At 74.9% G+C, this 16,486-nt stretch carries 15 protein-coding genes; 8 read left to right on the top strand and 7 right to left on the bottom strand.

Translation table 11 applies throughout. The features are described 5' to 3' along the window. Positions 1 to 142: 142 nt before the first annotated feature. Complete coding sequence (locus PATMI_RS34100) at positions 143 to 673, bottom strand: hypothetical protein (RefSeq protein WP_051471184.1); 531 nt, start codon at positions 671 to 673, stop codon at positions 143 to 145. 133 nt (positions 674 to 806) lie between these two features. Here PATMI_RS34100 and PATMI_RS28260 point away from each other — a divergent pair, with 133 nt between their 5' ends. Genes PATMI_RS28260 through PATMI_RS0107600 form a run of 3 tightly spaced genes read left to right on the top strand, consistent with a single transcriptional unit; the run spans position 807 to position 3,510 of the window. Next, positions 807 to 1,964, top strand: a complete 1,158-nt coding sequence (locus tag PATMI_RS28260) for a methionine ABC transporter ATP-binding protein (protein ID WP_084269768.1) — start codon at positions 807 to 809, stop codon at positions 1,962 to 1,964. Beyond that, entirely contained in the window at positions 1,961 to 2,641 is a 681-nt protein-coding gene (locus PATMI_RS0107605) for a methionine ABC transporter permease (protein WP_026910455.1), read from the top strand. Before PATMI_RS28260 ends, PATMI_RS0107605 begins: the two co-directional genes overlap by 4 nt. Before the next feature lie 20 nt (positions 2,642 to 2,661). Further along, complete coding sequence (locus PATMI_RS0107600; RefSeq protein WP_026910454.1) at positions 2,662 to 3,510, top strand: MetQ/NlpA family ABC transporter substrate-binding protein; 849 nt, start codon at positions 2,662 to 2,664, stop codon at positions 3,508 to 3,510. A gap of 256 nt (positions 3,511 to 3,766) precedes the next feature. On the opposite strand, the gene PATMI_RS0107595 is transcribed toward PATMI_RS0107600, so the two are convergent. Continuing rightward, positions 3,767 to 5,035: a hypothetical protein gene (locus PATMI_RS0107595; RefSeq protein ID WP_026910453.1), complete on the bottom strand. Its 1,269-nt coding sequence runs from the start codon at positions 5,033 to 5,035 to the stop codon at positions 3,767 to 3,769. A gap of 248 nt (positions 5,036 to 5,283) precedes the next feature. Then, complete coding sequence (locus tag PATMI_RS0107590; RefSeq protein ID WP_026910452.1) at positions 5,284 to 5,538, bottom strand: hypothetical protein; 255 nt, start codon at positions 5,536 to 5,538, stop codon at positions 5,284 to 5,286. Positions 5,539 to 6,091: 553 nt separating this feature from the next. Between PATMI_RS0107590 and PATMI_RS0107585 the strand changes: the two genes are divergently transcribed. Beyond that, the gene (locus PATMI_RS0107585) at positions 6,092 to 6,634 is read left to right on the top strand and encodes a cysteine hydrolase family protein (RefSeq protein WP_026910451.1); all 543 of its coding nucleotides are present in this window, start codon (positions 6,092 to 6,094) and stop codon (positions 6,632 to 6,634) included. A 55-nt stretch (positions 6,635 to 6,689) separates the two neighbouring features. Here PATMI_RS0107585 and PATMI_RS0107580 read toward each other — a convergent pair whose 3' ends face one another. Both PATMI_RS0107580 and PATMI_RS34095 read right to left on the bottom strand, forming a co-directional pair. Continuing rightward, positions 6,690 to 7,895, bottom strand: coding sequence for a hypothetical protein (locus PATMI_RS0107580; RefSeq protein WP_026910450.1), 1,206 nt, complete (start codon positions 7,893 to 7,895; stop codon positions 6,690 to 6,692). 185 nt (positions 7,896 to 8,080) lie between these two features. Beyond that, positions 8,081 to 9,355, bottom strand: coding sequence for a GGDEF domain-containing protein (locus tag PATMI_RS34095; protein ID WP_157260667.1), 1,275 nt, complete (start codon positions 9,353 to 9,355; stop codon positions 8,081 to 8,083). Between the two features lie 347 nt (positions 9,356 to 9,702). On the opposite strand from PATMI_RS34095, the gene PATMI_RS0107570 reads away from it, so the two are divergent. Together PATMI_RS0107570 and PATMI_RS28250 are read left to right on the top strand one after the other, a co-directional pair. Then, complete coding sequence (locus PATMI_RS0107570) at positions 9,703 to 10,140, top strand: hypothetical protein (RefSeq protein WP_026910448.1); 438 nt, start codon at positions 9,703 to 9,705, stop codon at positions 10,138 to 10,140. A gap of 11 nt (positions 10,141 to 10,151) precedes the next feature. Continuing rightward, positions 10,152 to 11,726, top strand: coding sequence for an MFS transporter (locus PATMI_RS28250; RefSeq protein ID WP_051471183.1), 1,575 nt, complete (start codon positions 10,152 to 10,154; stop codon positions 11,724 to 11,726). A 41-nt stretch (positions 11,727 to 11,767) separates the two neighbouring features. Here the strand turns inward: PATMI_RS28250 and PATMI_RS28245 are convergent, their stop codons facing one another. Beyond that, positions 11,768 to 12,997 carry a LuxR C-terminal-related transcriptional regulator gene (locus PATMI_RS28245; RefSeq protein ID WP_051471182.1) on the bottom strand — a complete coding sequence of 410 codons (1,230 nt, stop codon included), beginning with the start codon at positions 12,995 to 12,997 and terminating at the stop codon, positions 11,768 to 11,770. Positions 12,998 to 13,085: 88 nt separating this feature from the next. Here PATMI_RS28245 and PATMI_RS0107555 point away from each other — a divergent pair, with 88 nt between their 5' ends. Next, the gene (locus tag PATMI_RS0107555) at positions 13,086 to 15,554 is read left to right on the top strand and encodes a hypothetical protein (protein WP_157260666.1); all 2,469 of its coding nucleotides are present in this window, start codon (positions 13,086 to 13,088) and stop codon (positions 15,552 to 15,554) included. A 4-nt stretch (positions 15,555 to 15,558) separates the two neighbouring features. Here PATMI_RS0107555 and PATMI_RS0107550 read toward each other — a convergent pair whose 3' ends face one another. Next, complete coding sequence (locus PATMI_RS0107550) at positions 15,559 to 16,050, bottom strand: hypothetical protein (RefSeq protein WP_026910446.1); 492 nt, start codon at positions 16,048 to 16,050, stop codon at positions 15,559 to 15,561. Between the two features lie 35 nt (positions 16,051 to 16,085). Between PATMI_RS0107550 and PATMI_RS0107545 the strand changes: the two genes are divergently transcribed. Further along, a complete protein-coding gene (locus PATMI_RS0107545) occupies positions 16,086 to 16,454 on the top strand; it encodes a hypothetical protein (RefSeq protein WP_026910445.1) in 369 nt (122 codons plus the stop codon). Positions 16,455 to 16,486: the final 32 nt, after the last annotated feature.

The raw sequence follows: 16,486 nt of genomic DNA, 5'->3' as shown, positions 1-16,486 counted from the left end.
TCGTCGGCGCGGCGCCCGCCGTCGCTGCGACAGTCCGCCGCGCCGTCGTCCACGAGGCCGGTGCCGGGGTCGTCCGCGTCACCCCGGTCGCGGGCATCGACGCCCCGCGGCCCGTCGTCCGGCCCGCAGCCGCACCCGGACATCACCGCACCGCCAGCGGGGAGCCCGCCTCGTCGAGGGCCTCGAGCGCCGGGCCGTAGGGGCCGTCGCCGTCGGCGGCCCGGGCGGCGAGGTCCTCGACGTCGGCCCGGAGGACGACGAGCGCGAGCTCGCGTGCCGGATCGGGCAGGGCGCGCACGACCCGGCGGACGTGACGCGTCAGGGGCTCGCGGCCGCGCCGCGTGAGCAGCACCAGGGCCTCGCGCTCGTCCTCGTCGAGGTCGAGGACCCGGGCGACCTGCGCGGCCGAGGCACCGGACCGCGCGCAGACGTCGTGGACGAACGCGACCGTCCGCGCGCTCGGCGGGACGTCGGCCGCGACCCGCTCGACGTGCTCGATCAGCGGCCGGCCCCGCTCGTCGAGCTGCCCCCGATGCACGTTGCGTGCCAGGCGGCGGGCGCGGCGTTCCGCGTTCGTCAGCGGCGTCGTCGCGAACGGATCGACCGGCGCGGTGCGCCGAGGGAGGGCGTCGGAGACGTCGAGCGGGGCTGCGGGCGGCGTGGGTCGGGTCATCGGCGCGGTCTCCGGACGGGGTGGGGCGCGCCGGTCCGCGTGCGAGGCGGACGGGCGGCGTGCGAGGCCGAACGTACCCCTCCGCGAGCCCGGAATCAAATTCGGATCCGCTTTACGGTAAATTGCGTGGCGGATGATCGAGGTCGACACCCTCACCAAGGCGTTCCGTCGCAACGGCCGGGACCACGTCGTGCTGGACGCCGTGTCGCTCCGCGTGGACGCGGGACGGATCGCCGGGGTGATCGGGCCGAGCGGCGCGGGGAAGAGCACCCTCGCCCGGTGCGTCAACCTGCTCGAGCGCCCGACGTCCGGCCGGGTCGTCGTCGGGGGGCAGGACCTGACCGCGCTGCGCGACCGCGAGCTGCAGGCCGCACGCCGGCGGATCGGCACGATCTTCCAGGCGGCGAACCTGCTGTCGTCGCGGACGGTCGCGGGCAACGTGTCGCTGCCGCTCGAGATCGCCGGCGTCCCCCGCGCCGAGCGGCGGACGCGCGTCGCCGAGCTCGTCGCCCGGGTCGGGCTGGAGGACCACGCCCGGACCCACCCGGCGCAGCTCTCGGGCGGCCAGCGCCAGCGCGTCGGGATCGCCCGGGCGCTCGCGCTGCGCCCCGACGTGCTGCTGTCCGACGAGGCGACCTCGGGCCTCGACCCCGACACGACGCGCTCGATCCTCGCGCTGCTGCGCGGCCTGCGCGACGACCTCGGGCTGACGATCCTGCTGATCACCCACGAGATGGAGGTCGTCCGCGACGTCTGCGACCAGGTCGCCCTGCTGCGCGACGGCCGGATCGTCGAGCAGGGCGACGTCGGCGCGCTCGTGACCGACCCGGACTCCGCGCTCGGCCGAGGACTGGTGCCGGCGCGACCGGTGGCCGTGGCCCCCGGCGGCGGGCAGTCGTGGCGCGTGACGTACACGGCCGACGACGTCGACCCCGCGTGGATCGGGCGCCTCGAGCACGAGCTCGGCACGCGGGTCGCGCTGCTCGGCGCGAGCGTCGAGGCCGTGGACGGCCGGCCCGCGGGCCACGTCACCGTCGCCCTCGACGACCCGACGATCGACCTCGCGGAGCGCCTCCGCGGCCGTGGACTCCACGCGGCCCGGCTGGACGAGACCGCAGCCGACGCCCCGCCGGCGGCGGTCGCGGACCTCGTCGCCGCCCCGCCGGCTGCGGGCGAGGACCCCGGGGCGGTCGCAGCCACCGACCGCGACCCGACCGGCGAGCCCGCGGGCGATCCGGCCGAGGCGACGGACCTGCCGGCGGCCCCCACCCCGACCGAGGAGCGCGCATGACCCTCCCCCTCGCCGACGCGACGCCCTGGGACGAGATCTGGGAGCTCCTGGAGCCCGCCCTCGGCCAGACCCTGCAGATGGTCGTGATCTCGACCGCGATCACCGGGCTCCTGGGCCTGCTGCTCGGCGTCCTGCTCCACACCACCGGCCGCGACGGCCTGCGGCCGCTGCCGCCGGTCAACGCCCTGCTCGGCCTCGTCGTCGGCATCGGCCGGTCCGTGCCGTTCATCGTCCTGCTCGCCGCGATCATCCCGTTCACGCGCCTCGTCGTCGGCACGTCGCTGGGCACGAGCGCCGTGATCGTGCCGCTCGTCGTCGGCATGACGCCGTTCTACGCGCGGGTCGTCGAGCAGGCCCTGCGCGAGGTCCCCCGCGGCCTCGTCGAGATGGCGCGCGCCGCCGGCGCGTCCCGCACCCAGACCGTCCGCAAGGTCGTCCTGCCCGAGGCCGCGCCCGGCCTCGTCGGCGGCCTGACGATCACGCTCGTCGCCATCGTCGGCTTCTCCGCGATGGCCGGCACCGTCGGCGGCGGAGGCCTCGGGGCCCTCGCCATCGACTACGGCTACAACCGCTACGACGGCAACGTGATGCTCGCGACCGTCGTGCTGCTCGTCGTGATCGTCCAGCTCTTCCAGCTCGTCGGCGACCTCCTGGTCCGCCGCATCTCGCACCGATGAACACCACAGAGAGGTCCCACATGTCCGCACGTCTTCGCGCGTTCCTCGCGCTCATCGCCGCCGTCGTCCTCGGCCTCGGGCTGACGGCCTGCGGCAGCGACGACGACAAGGACTCGTCCTCCGGCACGGCAGACGCGTCCAAGCCCCTGGTCGTCGGCGCCAGCCCCGTCCCCCACGCCGAGATCCTCGAGTACGTGAAGAAGGACCTGGCCCCGAAGGCCGGCCTGCAGCTCGAGATCAAGACCTACGACGACTACATCCAGCCGAACGTCGCCCTCCAGGAGGGCAAGCTCGACGCGAACTACTTCCAGACCGTCCCGTACCTGGACGCCCAGAAGAAGGACAACCCGTCGTACTCCGACCTCGTGTCGCTGCAGCCGGTCCACCTCGAGCCGCTCGGCATCTACTCGAAGAAGATCAAGGACATCGCGGCCGTCCCGAACGGTGCGTCCGTGACGCTGTCGAACGACCCGGCCAACGAGGCCCGCGGCCTGAAGCTCCTGCAGCAGGCCGGCCTCATCACGCTGAAGGCCGACGCCCCCGACAACGCCACCCCGCGTGACATCGAGACGAACGCGAAGAAGCTGAAGTTCACGACGATCGCGCCGGCGAACCTGCCGCGCACGCTCGACGACACCGACCTGTCGGTGATCAACGGCAACTACGCGATCGAGGCGAAGCTCACGCCCGCCAAGGACGCGCTCGTGCTCGAGAAGGCCGACGGCAACCCGAACGCCAACCTCGTGGTCGTCAAGGACGAGAACCGGAACGACCCGCGCGTCGTGAAGCTCGAGCAGCTCCTGCACTCGCCCGAGGTCCGGACGTTCATCGAGGACAAGTACCAGGGGTCCGTGATCCCCTCGTTCTGAGCGGACGCGGGCGCGTCGTCCGACGGCCAGCGAGAGCAGCCGGTGCCCCTCGTCCGTGACGCGGATGCGCAGGTCGCCGGTCTCGAGGTCCACGTCGCGCACGACGAGCTCGCGGCGCTCCATGCGCCCCCCGTGGTTCGACATCCGGCTCTGCGTCCACCCGGTGGCGGCGCAGAGCGCCTTCTGCCGCCGGCGCCGAGCCGGGCGTGACGGTCGGCCGCGACGAGCGGGACACCGCCCCGACGTCACGGGCCCGTCAGCAGCGCGGGCGGTCCTTCGTGGTCAACGGCAGCGTACGGAGGTCGCGGCCGACGCGGACGCGGGAGCGCGCCCGGGGGATCTCCGGGTCGGTCGGCCGCTCGCCCCAGGCCATCGTCGTGGGCGTCAGGAGCTCCGGTGCGGAGGAGATCACGTAGCCGCCGCTGTGGGGCAGGTCCCGGAAGATCGTCCCGTGATGACCACCGACGTCGGTGAGCCAGCCCGCCTCGGGCCCGCACGTCCCGAAGTTCGTCGAGACCTGGAGCGACACGCGACCGCCTCGGATCTCCGACCAGAACTGCCCGGGCTTCCGCATCGGCCGTTCCGAGACCCGCAGGACGCGACCCCGCCCGTCGACGACGACCGGGCGGAACGGACGCTCGAAGTCCAGGTCGATCGCGAGCCGGAGCGACCCGTCGGGCCGCAGGTCCGCGTCCTGACCGCCCGCGCCGCGGCGCTGGATCGCGTTCATGACGGTGCTCTCGCGCAGGTCGTAGACGACGCGCCCGGTGGCCCGCCTGCGGACGTGGATCGCGCTCCAACCGGGCCCGATGTCGACCTCGCCCCGCCGCCCGTTCTCGCGCTCGTAGGCGTCGGGGTCCTTCCAGGAGACGAACGGCCCCGCGCCCTGGACCTCCCGTGCCTGCCGCGGGAGGCGGCGCACCACGCGCCGCGTGACGGCGTCGCGGAGCAGCATCGATCCGGCCTTCGGGACCTCGAGGTACGAGACGCGGGTCCCCCCGACGAGGACCGGGGACCTGCGTGGCCGGGACGACCGCAGGACCTTCCCGGTCCGGACGTCGAACTGGACCTCGAACCCGCGCGAGGCCTCGCAGTCGCCGTCGTCGTTCTGGGCGGTGCACCAGTCGCCGGCCACGAAGCCCCGACGGCCGGCCACGAACAGGGTCGTGTCCCGCCCGTCCGCCTCGTCCTCGAGCAGGGAGTCGCCGGCCGAGACCAGCTCGCCGCCGGCAGGGCGCGGGATCCGCACCGGCACCGCCGCGGCCCGGCCGTCCGCCAGGCGCCGCGAGCGCAGCACCGGCTTCGTCAGCCGGTCGAACGAGACCTGCCACACGCGGCCGTTCGCCACGGTCGTCGTGGACGCCTCGAAGGAGTCCTGGAAGAACGTCGCCGGCGACGCCGACCAGCTCGACAGCGACGCTGCGGAGGCCTCGCCGACCGCCGACGCGGCGACGACCGGCGCGATGGCGAGCGACAGGACGACCGTCCTCCGACGGCGGGTCCTCGGACGTTGGTCTGGGTGCACGGGAGCTCCTGGTCGGGACGACACGACCCCTAACCCGCGAGGGAGGCCATCGGACCACCTGCTCCCGCCATCGACGCGTGACGGGGCGTCGTCGCCCACCTCCGGCTCCGTGGCGGCGCCGGGACGTGCACCCACGGCGACCGGTGGGGCTCGGACCCGTGCGGTCGCCGTGGTCCGCACGAGCGTCCCGTCCCGTCCGGGGGACGACGGGCCGGGACGCTCGGTCGCGGCGCTCGCGCCGCAGGCGGTCAGTCGGCGGCTCTGGCCCTGCGGGCCCGCCCGCGCGGGGTGGCGCGGACCGCGGGGCCGGAGGGCACGTGGCGGTTCCAGCCCTCGCGGCGTGAGCGCGAGGCCCGGACGACGGACTCCGCCGGCTCGTCGTCGTCGAAGTACCGGCCGGTCGTCCGGTCCGGCCGGTCACGGAGGGGGCGGCCGGCGACGAGGTCGTCGCCGTCGCGGACCCCGCCGAGCCACGCTCCGCGGGGACGGCGGCCCTGGCTCATCGGTCGGCGGGGAATCGGTGGTCGGTGGGCGGCACTGCGGTGTGCATGTCGTTCGTCTCCTGTGGGCGTGGGTGCGGCCCGGCGGACGCCGGGCGTGCGGGCCCCCGGCGCGGTCGCCGTGGGCCGCCCGCCACCGCCGCGGCGGAGTACCCGTCGGGGCGGTCTCGGTGGGCGGTGACCTCGGCGTCCGGCACCGTGGAGCACGCGGGGTGAAGGAGGACGGCCGGGGGCCGAGGAGGTCGGGGTGCAGACGGCGGCGCGCCCCTCACGACACGCCGCGCTCGATCCCCCGGCCCTGCGGCCGACTCCTACGCGGCGCACCGACATCGAGGAGCGTGGCCCGCTCCACCGCACGTCGGCCACCGCAGCGCACACGTCGGTCGGGTGTCGGGGGAGCGGACCACGGCGAGAACCATAGCGCCGGACGTCTCAATGTGCAAATATTTGATCCGTATTTACACATTTAGCGATCCGCGTAGTTCGGGGCGGACGCCGCCCGGGTCGCACCCGGCGCCGGGAGCGCCCGGCCCGCGCGCCCACATAGGCTGCCCGCATGACCCGCGCGCTGCTCCTGATCGACATCCAGCAGGACTACTTCCCGGGCGGTGCGCTGCCGCTGGAGGGCCCGGACGCGGCCGCGGCGAACGCCGCCCGGCTGCTCGCGGCGTTCCGCGACGCCGGCGACCCGGTCTTCCACGTGCGGCACGCCGGCGACGCGTCCGGCGGCTTCCTCGTGAAGGACACCCCGGGCGCCGAGATCCACCCGTCGGTCGCGCCGACCGAGGACGAGGAGGTCGTCGTGAAGGAGGCGCCGAACTCCTTCCTGAACACCGACCTCGACGCCCGGCTGCGGCACGACGGCGTCCGCGAGCTCGTGGTCGCCGGGATGATGACCAGCATGTGCGTCGACGCGAGCGTCCGCACCGCCGCGGACCTCGGGTACGACGTCACGGTCGTCGCCGATGCCTGCGCCTGCCCCGCGCTCGAGCACGCGGGACGCAAGGTCGCCGCCGCCGACGTCCAGGCCGCGTTCCTGGGCGCGCTCGGCAGCGCCTACGCGACGGTGGTCGACGCGGACGCGGTGCTGGCGGGCTGACGTCCGCCGCGGGAGACGGCCGAGGCCCGGGCCGTCGCCGGCCCGGAGCCGCCGCCTACTTCGGCCCGACGTAGTGCAGGAACAGGCCGCCGCCGGTGCAGCTGAAGGCGGTGTAGTTGTAGCGGCTGGAGACCGTCACGTCGGCGACGTTCCCCTGCCCGGCCGGGCACGCACCCTGCGGGATGTTGTAGCCGCCACGGCGGTGCGTGGAGTCCAGCAGGCTGACCTCGAGGCAGAGGTAGCCCTTGTTGCCGAAGACGACGCCGTTGCCGCCGACGTTCGTCGCCACCGACGTGCCGGTCGAGGTGCCCATCCGCTGGATGTTGCGCTTCTTGCCGTCGAGCGCGGCGCGGAAGGCCCCGTTGCCCGCCTGGTAGGCGATCGCGCGGATGAAGCCCAGACGCGGGCCGCCGTTCGGCACGCCGCCGTCGGCACGCGGCTCGTGGCCCGCGACGACGCCCTTGACGCCGCCGCCGATGTTCACGACGTAGATGTAGCCGCCCCGCTCGTAGGCGGCCTGCACGCCGTTCAGCGTCGTCGTGACGTTCGTGATCCCGGGCGCGAGGACCAGGCGCTTGACCTTGCCCTCGTCCTCGCGGTAGAGCCCGCGATCGGTGGCGACGTAGACGACCTTCGAGTCGCCCGAGATCGCGACGCTCTGCGCGGCGCCCGGGACGTCGACGCGGCGCGTCTTGCCGCCGCGCGTCCCCGTGACGAACGCGCTCGTGCCGGTCGGGTTGCCGGCGCCGACGAGGTTCGTCGCGTTCGACAGGAACGCGACCTGGCGCGGGCCCCTCGGGCGGTCGTTGCGGCCGGTGAAGCCGGAGATCGACGGCGAGTACGAGTCGCCGTTGGCCGGCGCGCCGCCGAGGCCGTCAGAGAGCAGGTGCTGCCGCCCGACCTTCCAGTTGTTCGCCAAGCGGGTCATCTTGCCCGTGCGCTCGACCGTGTAGACGTTGCGCTTGCCGGGGGTGACGATGCCGGCGGTGCTCGTGGTCGTCGACGTGTACGCGACGAACTTGTTGCGGCGGCTGTCGCGGGAGAACACGGGCTCCGAGGCGACACCGTCCGGGACCCCACCGGTGGGGGTGCGGGCGATCATGCGCTGCTTCGCCTGGAGGTTGCGGCCGCTCGAGTAGGACTTGGCACAGCGACCGGACTTGCCGCGCAGGAGCGACTGGTCGACGACGGACGCGGACGCCGGCGGGGCGGCGGATCCGGCCGGCTCGGCGGCCGACGAGATGCCGAGCGGCACGATCACGGCCGCCGCGCATCCGGCGACCGCGACGGACCCGACCCGGCGACGGAGGGTTTGACGGGACGGTGGTGTCACACGCGACATGCGCGATGTTGTACCCGCCCGAACGTGCGCTTGCGTCGGTACCCCGGGACGACATCGGCCGTCCGTCCAGGTCGCGCGTGTGCACCGTCCATCGACGCGCGCCCTCAGCGCCCCGACGCCTTGACCGCGTACATCCGGCGGTCCGCCTCGGCCAGGAGGGAGTCCGCGCAGGCCCCGACCTCCGACGTGCTCGCGGCGCCGATCGACGCGGTCACGGCGAGCGCACCGGACGCCTGCCGAACCGCGTCCTCGACCCGCGAGCAGAGCGCCGCGAGCCCCGGGCCGTCGACGCCCGGCACGAAGATCGAGAACTCGTCGCCGCCCAGTCGCGCGACGAGGTCGCCCGACCGCGTGGCCTCGCGCAGGCCCTCCGCGCACCGGACGAGGACGTCGTCGCCGGCGCGGTGACCGTGCGCGTCGTTGATCGCCTTGAACCCGTCGAGGTCGAGGACCAGCAGGCCGCTGACGCCGTCGGGGTCGGCGCCGAGGTGCCGGTGCAGCTCGCGGTCGAACGCCCGGCGGTTCAGGAGCCCGGTGAGCGGATCGCGGTCCGCCATCTCCTGCAGGTCCTCCGCCGCGCGGTGGCGCTCCGTGATGTCCTGGAACTGCCCGACCCAGCTGATCGGCCGGCCCAGCTCGTCGCGGAGGAACGCCATGTTCGCGATCACCCAGACGACGGTCCCGTCGCCACGGACGAAGCGCTTCTCGCACTGGTGGGTGCTGCGCTCGCCGCGCAGGATCTCCCACGCGGCGGCGACGTCGGCGGCGCGGTCGTCGGGGTGCGTGAACTCCTGGTCGCGACGGCCGAGGAGCGCGCCCGGCTCCTCGCCGAGCAGCGCGCCGAGCGCCGCGTTGGCCCGGATGTACTCGCCGTCCGGGTTGAACAGCGCCATGCCGATCGGGGCGGAGTCGAACGCCACGTCGAAGTGCTGCTCCGCCAACCGGAGGACGGTGTCGGGCGGTGGTTCGCGCAACGTGCAGAGCGCCCCGCCCGGTGCGTCGCCGATGCGGGCGTCGACCGCGAACGGGATGCCGTCGAGCCGGACCCCGACGCCACGTCCCGCGATCTCGCCCCCGGGCGTCGCGCCGTCCCGCGCTCCGCCGCCGGCCGTCCGCCCCGGCGTGCCGTGACCGGTGCCGTCCACGTGACCCGCGCCACCGTCGCCACCGTCGCCACCCGCCGGCCCGACGAGCTCCGCGTAGGCGGTCCCGACGACGTCGCCGCGGAACATCGCCGCGGCGCGCGCGTTGGCCGCGCGAACCCGACCGTCGGCGGCGATCCACAGCGCCGCATCGGGGATCAGGAGGAGCGTCGACGCGATGACGTCGTCGGCGGTCGATCCGGGAAGGGGTCCGATCGGGGAGTCGGCGGCGGACATCGGGCGGACCGACATCATCGTCGACCGCCCGGACGCGCGGGGGATTCGCACCACGCCTCGACCGTCCGCCGAGACCGACCGTCGCCAGGCGTCCAGACGGCCTCCGCCGCGCGGCACCCGTCGCCGCGGGCCCGAACGTCGACGCGGACACCGCACGCGGCCGCCGTGACGCCAACTTCGCTCCTGCGCGCCACCTTCCCCGACGCGGACGCCGCCGGACGACCCGTCGTGAGCGCCGTCTCACGCGTGCCCAGGGTGCATGTGGGGTACAACCAGTAATCGGAGGTCGCTCCTCCGCTCCTCCTCCCCCGTCGCCCCCGCGTGAACGACCCCGACCGGAGACCTGCATGCACGCACGTTTCACCACGAACCTCCTCCTGGCCGTCGTCGGCGGCCTGCTCCTGACGGCCGCGCTCACGTTCGGCCTCGCGAACGCGTCGTGGATCGCCCTCGGCGCGGGCGCCGTCGCCTTCGCGATCGCCGCCGTCGGGTTCCCCGGTCTGACCCGCGGGTCCGCCCAGCGCCGCCTCGACGCCCTCACCGCCGTCGTCGGCGCCTGGACCGTCGTCGAGTCCCGCGTGTTCGACGGCGAGACGCTGCGCTGGCTCTCGTTCGGGTCCGGCGGGGCCTTCGTCGTCCTCGCCGCCCTCGGCCTGATCCTCCACGAGCGCGACCGCGAAGCGCGGCTCGCCGCCCTCATCGCCGCCGCGGACCCCCGCGCCGACCAGCACCGCAACGGCACGGGCGCCCGCTCGGCCGTGCCGAACCCGGGAGTCGCCGCATGAGCACCGCCACGATGCCCTCCCCACCCGACCGCCACCACTCCACCGGCTGGCAGGTCCGGGGCTTCCTCGCCGACAGCTACTGGTCGGCCGCCATCCTCGTCGTCCTGGCCCTCGTGCCGTACCTCGTGCTCTCGACGACCGTCGGCGCCGTCGGCGCCTCGATCGGCCGCGACGTCGGGCTCGGCGAGCAGGCGATGTCCCTGACCAACGGGATGAGCAACGCCGCCTACGCCGTGGGCGCCGTCGTCGCGCTGCAGCTGACGGTCCATCTCCGCGGCCGCCGGCTGCTCGTCACCTACGCGGCGACGTTCGTCATCGGGTCCGTGCTCGCCGCATGGGCCCCGACCTCCGGGCTGTTCGTCCTCGGGCGCATCCTGCAGGGCGCGACGACCGGCCTGATGCTGATCGCCGCCGTCCCGCCGCTCGTGATCGGCTGGCCGCCGGCCCGCCTGACGTCGACGGCGATGGTCATGAACATGGGGATCTTCGGCGCCGTGGCCCTCGGCCCGGTGATCGGCGGCACCGTCGCCGGCGCGGGCGAGCACGCGTGGCGCCCGCTGTTCTGGATCGTCGCGGGCTTCGGGCTCGGCGCGTTCCTGCTGACCCTGCTGACCTTCCACGACCAGGACCCCGCCAACCCACAGGCGCCGTGGGCGCCCGGTGCGCTGCTGCTCGCCGCGGCCGGATGCGGCGCGACGTTCTTCGGCTCGGCCGAGCTGACGTCGCACGCGTTCGTCAGCACCTGGGTCCTGCTGCCGCTGATCCTCGGCATCTCGCTGATCGTCCTCCTGGTGCTCCAGCAGTACCACGCGAAACGCCCCCTGATGCCGGTGCGCGAGCTGTCGAGCACGTTCCCGGTGGTCGGCATCATCGTCGCGATCACGGCCGGCGCGTCGTCGGTCGCGGTGATCGAGCTGACGCAGAGCGCGCTGCTCGCGAAGGGCACCGACCCCGGGCACGTCGGCACGCTGTTCTGGCCGCAGTTCGTGGGCGCCGTCGTCGCCGCCGGCCTCTTCGGCGTCCTCTTCCACACGAAGTGGACGAAGGTGATCGCGCTCTCCGGCCTCGTCTGCGTCGCCGGCGCCGCCGCGATCCTCACCGGCGTCTCCAACGGCGGCGAGGGCCTCGTGTGGGTCGGCTCCGGGCTCCTCGGCTTCGGCGTCGGCGCCTCGGTCGCCCCCGCGCTGTTCATCGCCGGCTTCTCCCTGCCGTCGAACAACGTGCCGCAGATCTTCGCCCTGATCGAGCTGCTGCGCGCGGTCGCGGCGTTCAGCGTCGCGCCGATCCTCGCGCACGTCGCCCTGACGACCGGCGGGGATCCGGCGACGGGCACGCGGACGGCGATCTGGATCTGCCTCGGCCTGGCCGTCGGCGGGGCGTTCGTCGCCGTCTACCTGTTCGTCCTGGCGCGCGCGAAGCCGCACCACCCGAACATCGACCGCTGGCTCGGCGGCGAGGAGCCGGCGTTCGACTCCCCCGCGCTGGCCGCGGCGATCCGCGGGCTGCCGAACGACCCGAAGGGCCATTCGGACTACCCGGGCTCCTCGGTCGATCGTCGCCCGACGCCGGTCGGCTCCGGGGACTGACCGCACCGGGAGGCCGCGCGCGCCGCCGGGCGCGCGCGGGCTCAGGCGCCGCCGGCCCCGCGCTCGAGCTGGAACCAGCGCGACACGGCCTCGGCGCGGTTGGCCGCGCGGAGCTTCCGCAGGATGTGCTTGACGTGCGTCTTCGCGGTGCCGTGCGAGATCACGAGGCGCGAGGCGATGCCCTCGTTCGTGGCGCCGGCGGCCATCAGGCGCAGGACCTCGAGCTCGCGCTTCGTCAGGAGGTCCGCGAGCTCGGAGCGGCCGTGCCCGATCGACGCGACCGGCATCGGCGCCCGCCGCGGGACGACCGGCCCGTCGGGCACCGTCGCCGAGGCGCTCCCCATGTCGAACGAGATCTCGCCGTCGGTCGCGCGCGCGAACTGCTCCTCGGCGAGCGCCATGGTCTGGAAGAACGACGAGCGCAGCGACGTGATCCGCTCGCCGTACGCGATCCGCTCGAACGCGAAGCCGAACGCCTCGGCGAACATCCAGAGGACGTCGGCGTCCATCGGGCCGACGAGCTTGCGCTGCCCGAAGTAGTCGGCGTGGATGAAGCCGATCACCTTGTCCTGCACGATCACCGGCGCGGCCACGTAGGACCGGGACATCGAGACCTCGGCGATCTCCTTGTGCACGCGCGGGTCGTTCTGCGCGTCGAGGACGCGGATCGGTCGCCGCCGACGGAGCATCTCGGTCTCGAGGAGGTCGCGATCCAGGCGCCGGGGCTTCTCGCGCCCGGCGCGGACGACCGCCTGCTCCCACTCGGTGTCCCCGTCGATGAAGCACGTGCGGGGCACGAAGTACGAGTCCTCGATGGCGGACACGAACGTCCGGTCGAACCCCAGGCGGGCCGCGGCGACGGGGGCCCGCGCCAGCATCTGCTCGACCGTCGACACGCCGCGCAGCAGGCCCATCGCCTCGCGCACCCTCGAGAACGCCGACATCCGCGCGGCCTCCTGCAGCCCGCGCAGCCGGCCGGTGGCGTCGCGGAGCTCGTCGAGGAGGTCGACGACGTCGTCCCGGCTCGAGCCGCGCGCCCGCTCGCCGGACCGGCCGGTCCGCAGCGTCGCCGTGAGCCGTGCGCCGGCGGCCTCGAGGAACTCCGCCGCGCCGACGACGTCGAGGGCCACCGCACCGCCCGGGGCGTCCTCCCGCAGGAGCTCGGCGCTCCGCGTCGCGAGGTCCTCGACGGCGCTCCGGAACTCGACGTCGCGGATCGGCTCGGCGCTGACGCTCCAGTCCTCGTCCGTGGTCGCGACCTCGCGCATCATCCGCCCACACTACGCCGCCGGACCGGTCCGCGTGGCCCCTCCCGCCCGTCCGGCTCGTCGTGCGGACGGACCTGCTTGCATGGCCGTGGTGTCCCCCGTCCCCCGGCCATCGGCATCCGGCCGTCGTCCTGCCCCCCGCACCGTCGTCCCCGGACTGGCGCTGCCGCTCGTCGCGCTGCTGCTCGCGGTCCCCGCCGGCGCCCGCGCCGCGGACCCACCGGTCCCCGCGACCCCGCCCACGACGGTCGCACCGGGCACCACGCCCGCCGAGCCGACGGCGACCTCCCCGGCGGTGCCGACGACCACCACGCCCGCCGTCCCCGGGACCACCGCCCCGACCCCGCCGCCCGCCGGCGCGCCGTCGCCGTACACCGACGGCGGGCCGTGGTTCCTGCGCTACCCGACCGACCAGCTGGGCGTCCCGGGCGACATCGAGACCGGCGAGCTGACGCCCAACGGCAGCCTCTTCACCGGCCGGCTCGAGGCGGCGTTCCGCGTCGGCACGGCGATGAAGCCATGGACCGGCGGCCCGCGGCGCCTCGACGACGGCGGGCTCCCGGTCTACCGCTGGGAGGGCGACGTCCGCGGGGTCGCGGTGCGCGCCACCGCCTTCGCCGTCGCCTCCTCCGGTGTCCCCACCGTGCAGGTCCGGCTCGCGGTCCGCAACCCGACCCGGAAGGCGCTGCCGTTCGGCGTCGGGCTCGACGTCGGCTGGCTCGGCAGGGGGCTCGCCGAGACGCCCAAGGCCGGGCTGCTGCGCGCCCCGTTCCGGTTCCCGCGGGGCATCCCCAGCCAGGGCGTCGGCCTGCTCGAGCAGCCGGGCGAGCCGTTCGACCCCACGTGGTCGACGAGCTGGACCGGCAACGTCCTGCTGCGCTCGGGCTCGCCGCTGCTCTCGGCGCGCCTGGGACCGGGCCCGGCCGCCAGGGCCCCCGGGTCGACCGGGACACGCGTCACCGTCCTGCGCACGGCCGCCCCGACCACCACCCCCGACGCCCCGACCGGCGCCGTGCGGATCCGCGGCACGCTCGCGCCCGGGGCACGACGGACGATCGACCTGGTCGTCCCGCTGCGCACGGTCGCCGCGGACCACCCCGCGCTGCGCGACACGTTCGAGGCCGGGCTGCGGCGCCTGACCGCCACGTGGCGCCCGGTCCTGCGCCGCGGGATGCGCGTCAGCACCCCCGACCCGGACCTCGACACCGCGGTGCGGTCGGGGATCCTCACGATGCTCGTCTCGCGGTACCGACTGCCCGACGGACGCTGGGTGCAGACCGCGAACAAGTTCCAGTACCAGGCGTCGTGGATCCGCGACACCGCGATGATCGCCCACTCCCTGGACCTCCTCGGGTTCCGGCAGGAGGCCGGCGAGGACGTCGAGTTCCTCACCCGGTGGCAGGACGGCAGCGGGCTGCTCGAGTCCCGCGCGGGTCAGGGCGACGGGATGGGCCAGGCGCTGTGGTCGTTCGGCGACCACGTCGCCCGCAGCCACGACCGCGCGCTCGCCGAGCGGCTGCTGCCCGCGGCCGACGCCGCGATGCGGTGGGTCGCCGAGCGCCTGGAGGCCGACCCGCGGTGGATCATGCCGCCGTCGGACCCGAAGGACGACCAGGAGCACGCACCCGGCCACGCCGCGGGCGACCTGGCGTGGCTGGCCGGCGGCACGCGGCGGATCGGCTCGATCGCCCGGCTGCTCGACGACCCGGAGCGCGCGGCCCGCTGGTCGCAGCTCGCCGACCGGGTCGCGGCGGTCGCGAAGGCCCGGATCTCCGAGGCCGCGGTCGCGGGCGTCGTGCCGCCCGTCCTCGACAACCCCGCCGGCCGACGCTGGGGCGACCAGTGGATCGCGTGGCCGACGCGGCTGTACTCCCCGCACGACCCGCTCGTGCGGGCCACGATGGCCGCGGCGAAGGTCGCCGAGCGCGAGGGCCTCGCGCTCTGGGGCGGCCGACTGCACCTGTACCTCGGCCTCCGCCGCCTGCACACCGAGCTCCTTGCGGGCCATCGCGACGACGTCGTCGACGGGCTCTACGCGACCCTCGCGCACCTGACGTCGACGGGCGGCACCTGGGAGCAGGCGTCGTCGCCGAACGGGTCGCGCGAGGTCTACCGCGCGCTCGGCCCGCACGCCTGGGCGGCGGCGGACCTCCTGTCGCTCGTGCACGACGTGCTCGTCCGCGAGGACGGCGACGCCGTCCGGCTGTTCGACGCCGTCCCGCGCTCGTGGCTCCGGCCCGGGAAGGTCGCGAAGGTGCGGGGCGCGCGGGTCGAGCAGGGCAGCGTCGACGCCGAGCTGCGTGCGACCCGGACCGGCGCGACGCTGCGCTGGAACGCGCACGTGCCGAGCAGCGTGCCGCTCCGGTTCCGCGCCCCCGCCGGGACGACCGCGGTGCGGATCCCGGGCGTGCCGACGGGCCGGCGCGAGGTCGTCCTGAAGGCCCGGTCGGGCACGCTCCGGATGCGGTGGCGGACCGGCGCCGCGGTCCGCCACGCACCGGACGCCGCGAGCGTGCGGTCCGCGCTGCAGGCGACCTACGCGCGGCGCCGCGGGCGCTGAGGCCTCAGCCCTTCGACGCCGCCACGGCGTCGCGGATCACGTCGGCGATGACCGACGGGGCGACGCCCTCCGCGGACTCCGCGATCCGCTGCAGGCGCGCCTGGTCCCCCGCGTCGCCGGTGGCCTCCGCCGCCGCGCCGAGCGCGGTGAGGAACCGCCGCAGCGTGCGCTCGTCGGCCGCCCGCTGCTCCGCCGTCTGGCCCGCGGCCTCGGCGGCGGCGGCCTCCTTCGCGGCCTGCCGCCCGGCGTCGGTCAGCTGGAACGGGCCGTAGCCGCCCTTGCCGGGGGCGGGCTCCTCGAGCGCGAGGTAGCCGAGCCCGGCGAGCGCCTGCATCGGCTTGGGCAGCAGGTCCTGCGGGTCCTGCACGTACGGCGCGATCGCGATCGGGCCGGGGTTGGTCGCGATGAACATCGGCGCGAAGCGGTGTCCGGCCCCGCCGTCCGCGTCCGCGATGCGGATCAGGATCGGGGTCAGCGCCGGGTCGAGGGAAGCCATGCGTCAACCGTACCCGTCTATGCTCGGCGTACCGCATGGCCGACGCCGAGAGCAAGCCGTACACGCGCACCTACGCCGCGGAGCACGTGATCGCGGCGACCCCGTGGGACATCTTCGAGATGCTCGCCGACCCCGCGCAGCAGGGACAGTGGCGCGACCGCTGGGAGAAGCACGGCGAGGTCGTCGAGGACCGCGCGTACACGTACGTGCGGTTCGAGGACGGCCTCGAGCTGACGCTGGAGCCCGAGGGCGCCGGCACGCTGATCCGGGCCTCGAAGTCGCGGACGGCCGAGACGTTCACGGCCAAGCTGGGCCTGCTTTTCACGAGCCGCAAGCGGGTCGAGTACGACCTGCAGGCGCAGCTCAAGCGCATCGGCGCGACGGCCGAGTTCGGCGCCATCTGACGGCGGGAGCATTACCCCACGGGTCATCGACC

Origin of the sequence: Patulibacter minatonensis DSM 18081, from assembly GCF_000519325.1 — a bacterium.
Lineage (GTDB): Bacteria > Actinomycetota > Thermoleophilia > Solirubrobacterales > Solirubrobacteraceae > Patulibacter > Patulibacter minatonensis.
Note: the sequence above shows the minus strand (reverse complement) of the source record. Positions and strands in the feature narration are given on the sequence as shown.

Bases quoted from the DNA above. Each gene is read 5' to 3' on its own strand.
- PATMI_RS28250 (WP_051471183.1), top strand. From the start codon at position 10,152: ATGCCCTCCCCACCCGACCGCCACCACTCCACCGGCTGGCAGGTCCGG.
- PATMI_RS0107545 (WP_026910445.1), top strand. From the start codon at position 16,086: ATGGCCGACGCCGAGAGCAAGCCGTACACGCGCACCTACGCCGCGGAG.
- PATMI_RS0107600 (WP_026910454.1), top strand. From the start codon at position 2,662: ATGTCCGCACGTCTTCGCGCGTTCCTCGCGCTCATCGCCGCCGTCGTC.
- PATMI_RS0107605 (WP_026910455.1), top strand. From the start codon at position 1,961: ATGACCCTCCCCCTCGCCGACGCGACGCCCTGGGACGAGATCTGGGAG.
- PATMI_RS0107550 (WP_026910446.1), bottom strand. From the start codon at position 16,050: ATGGCTTCCCTCGACCCGGCGCTGACCCCGATCCTGATCCGCATCGCG.
- PATMI_RS0107590 (WP_026910452.1), bottom strand. From the start codon at position 5,538: ATGAGCCAGGGCCGCCGTCCCCGCGGAGCGTGGCTCGGCGGGGTCCGC.
- PATMI_RS34100 (WP_051471184.1), bottom strand. From the start codon at position 673: ATGACCCGACCCACGCCGCCCGCAGCCCCGCTCGACGTCTCCGACGCC.
- PATMI_RS28260 (WP_084269768.1), top strand. From the start codon at position 807: ATGATCGAGGTCGACACCCTCACCAAGGCGTTCCGTCGCAACGGCCGG.
- PATMI_RS28245 (WP_051471182.1), bottom strand. From the start codon at position 12,997: ATGATGCGCGAGGTCGCGACCACGGACGAGGACTGGAGCGTCAGCGCC.
- PATMI_RS34095 (WP_157260667.1), bottom strand. From the start codon at position 9,355: ATGTCCGCCGCCGACTCCCCGATCGGACCCCTTCCCGGATCGACCGCC.
- PATMI_RS0107570 (WP_026910448.1), top strand. From the start codon at position 9,703: ATGCACGCACGTTTCACCACGAACCTCCTCCTGGCCGTCGTCGGCGGC.
- PATMI_RS0107585 (WP_026910451.1), top strand. From the start codon at position 6,092: ATGACCCGCGCGCTGCTCCTGATCGACATCCAGCAGGACTACTTCCCG.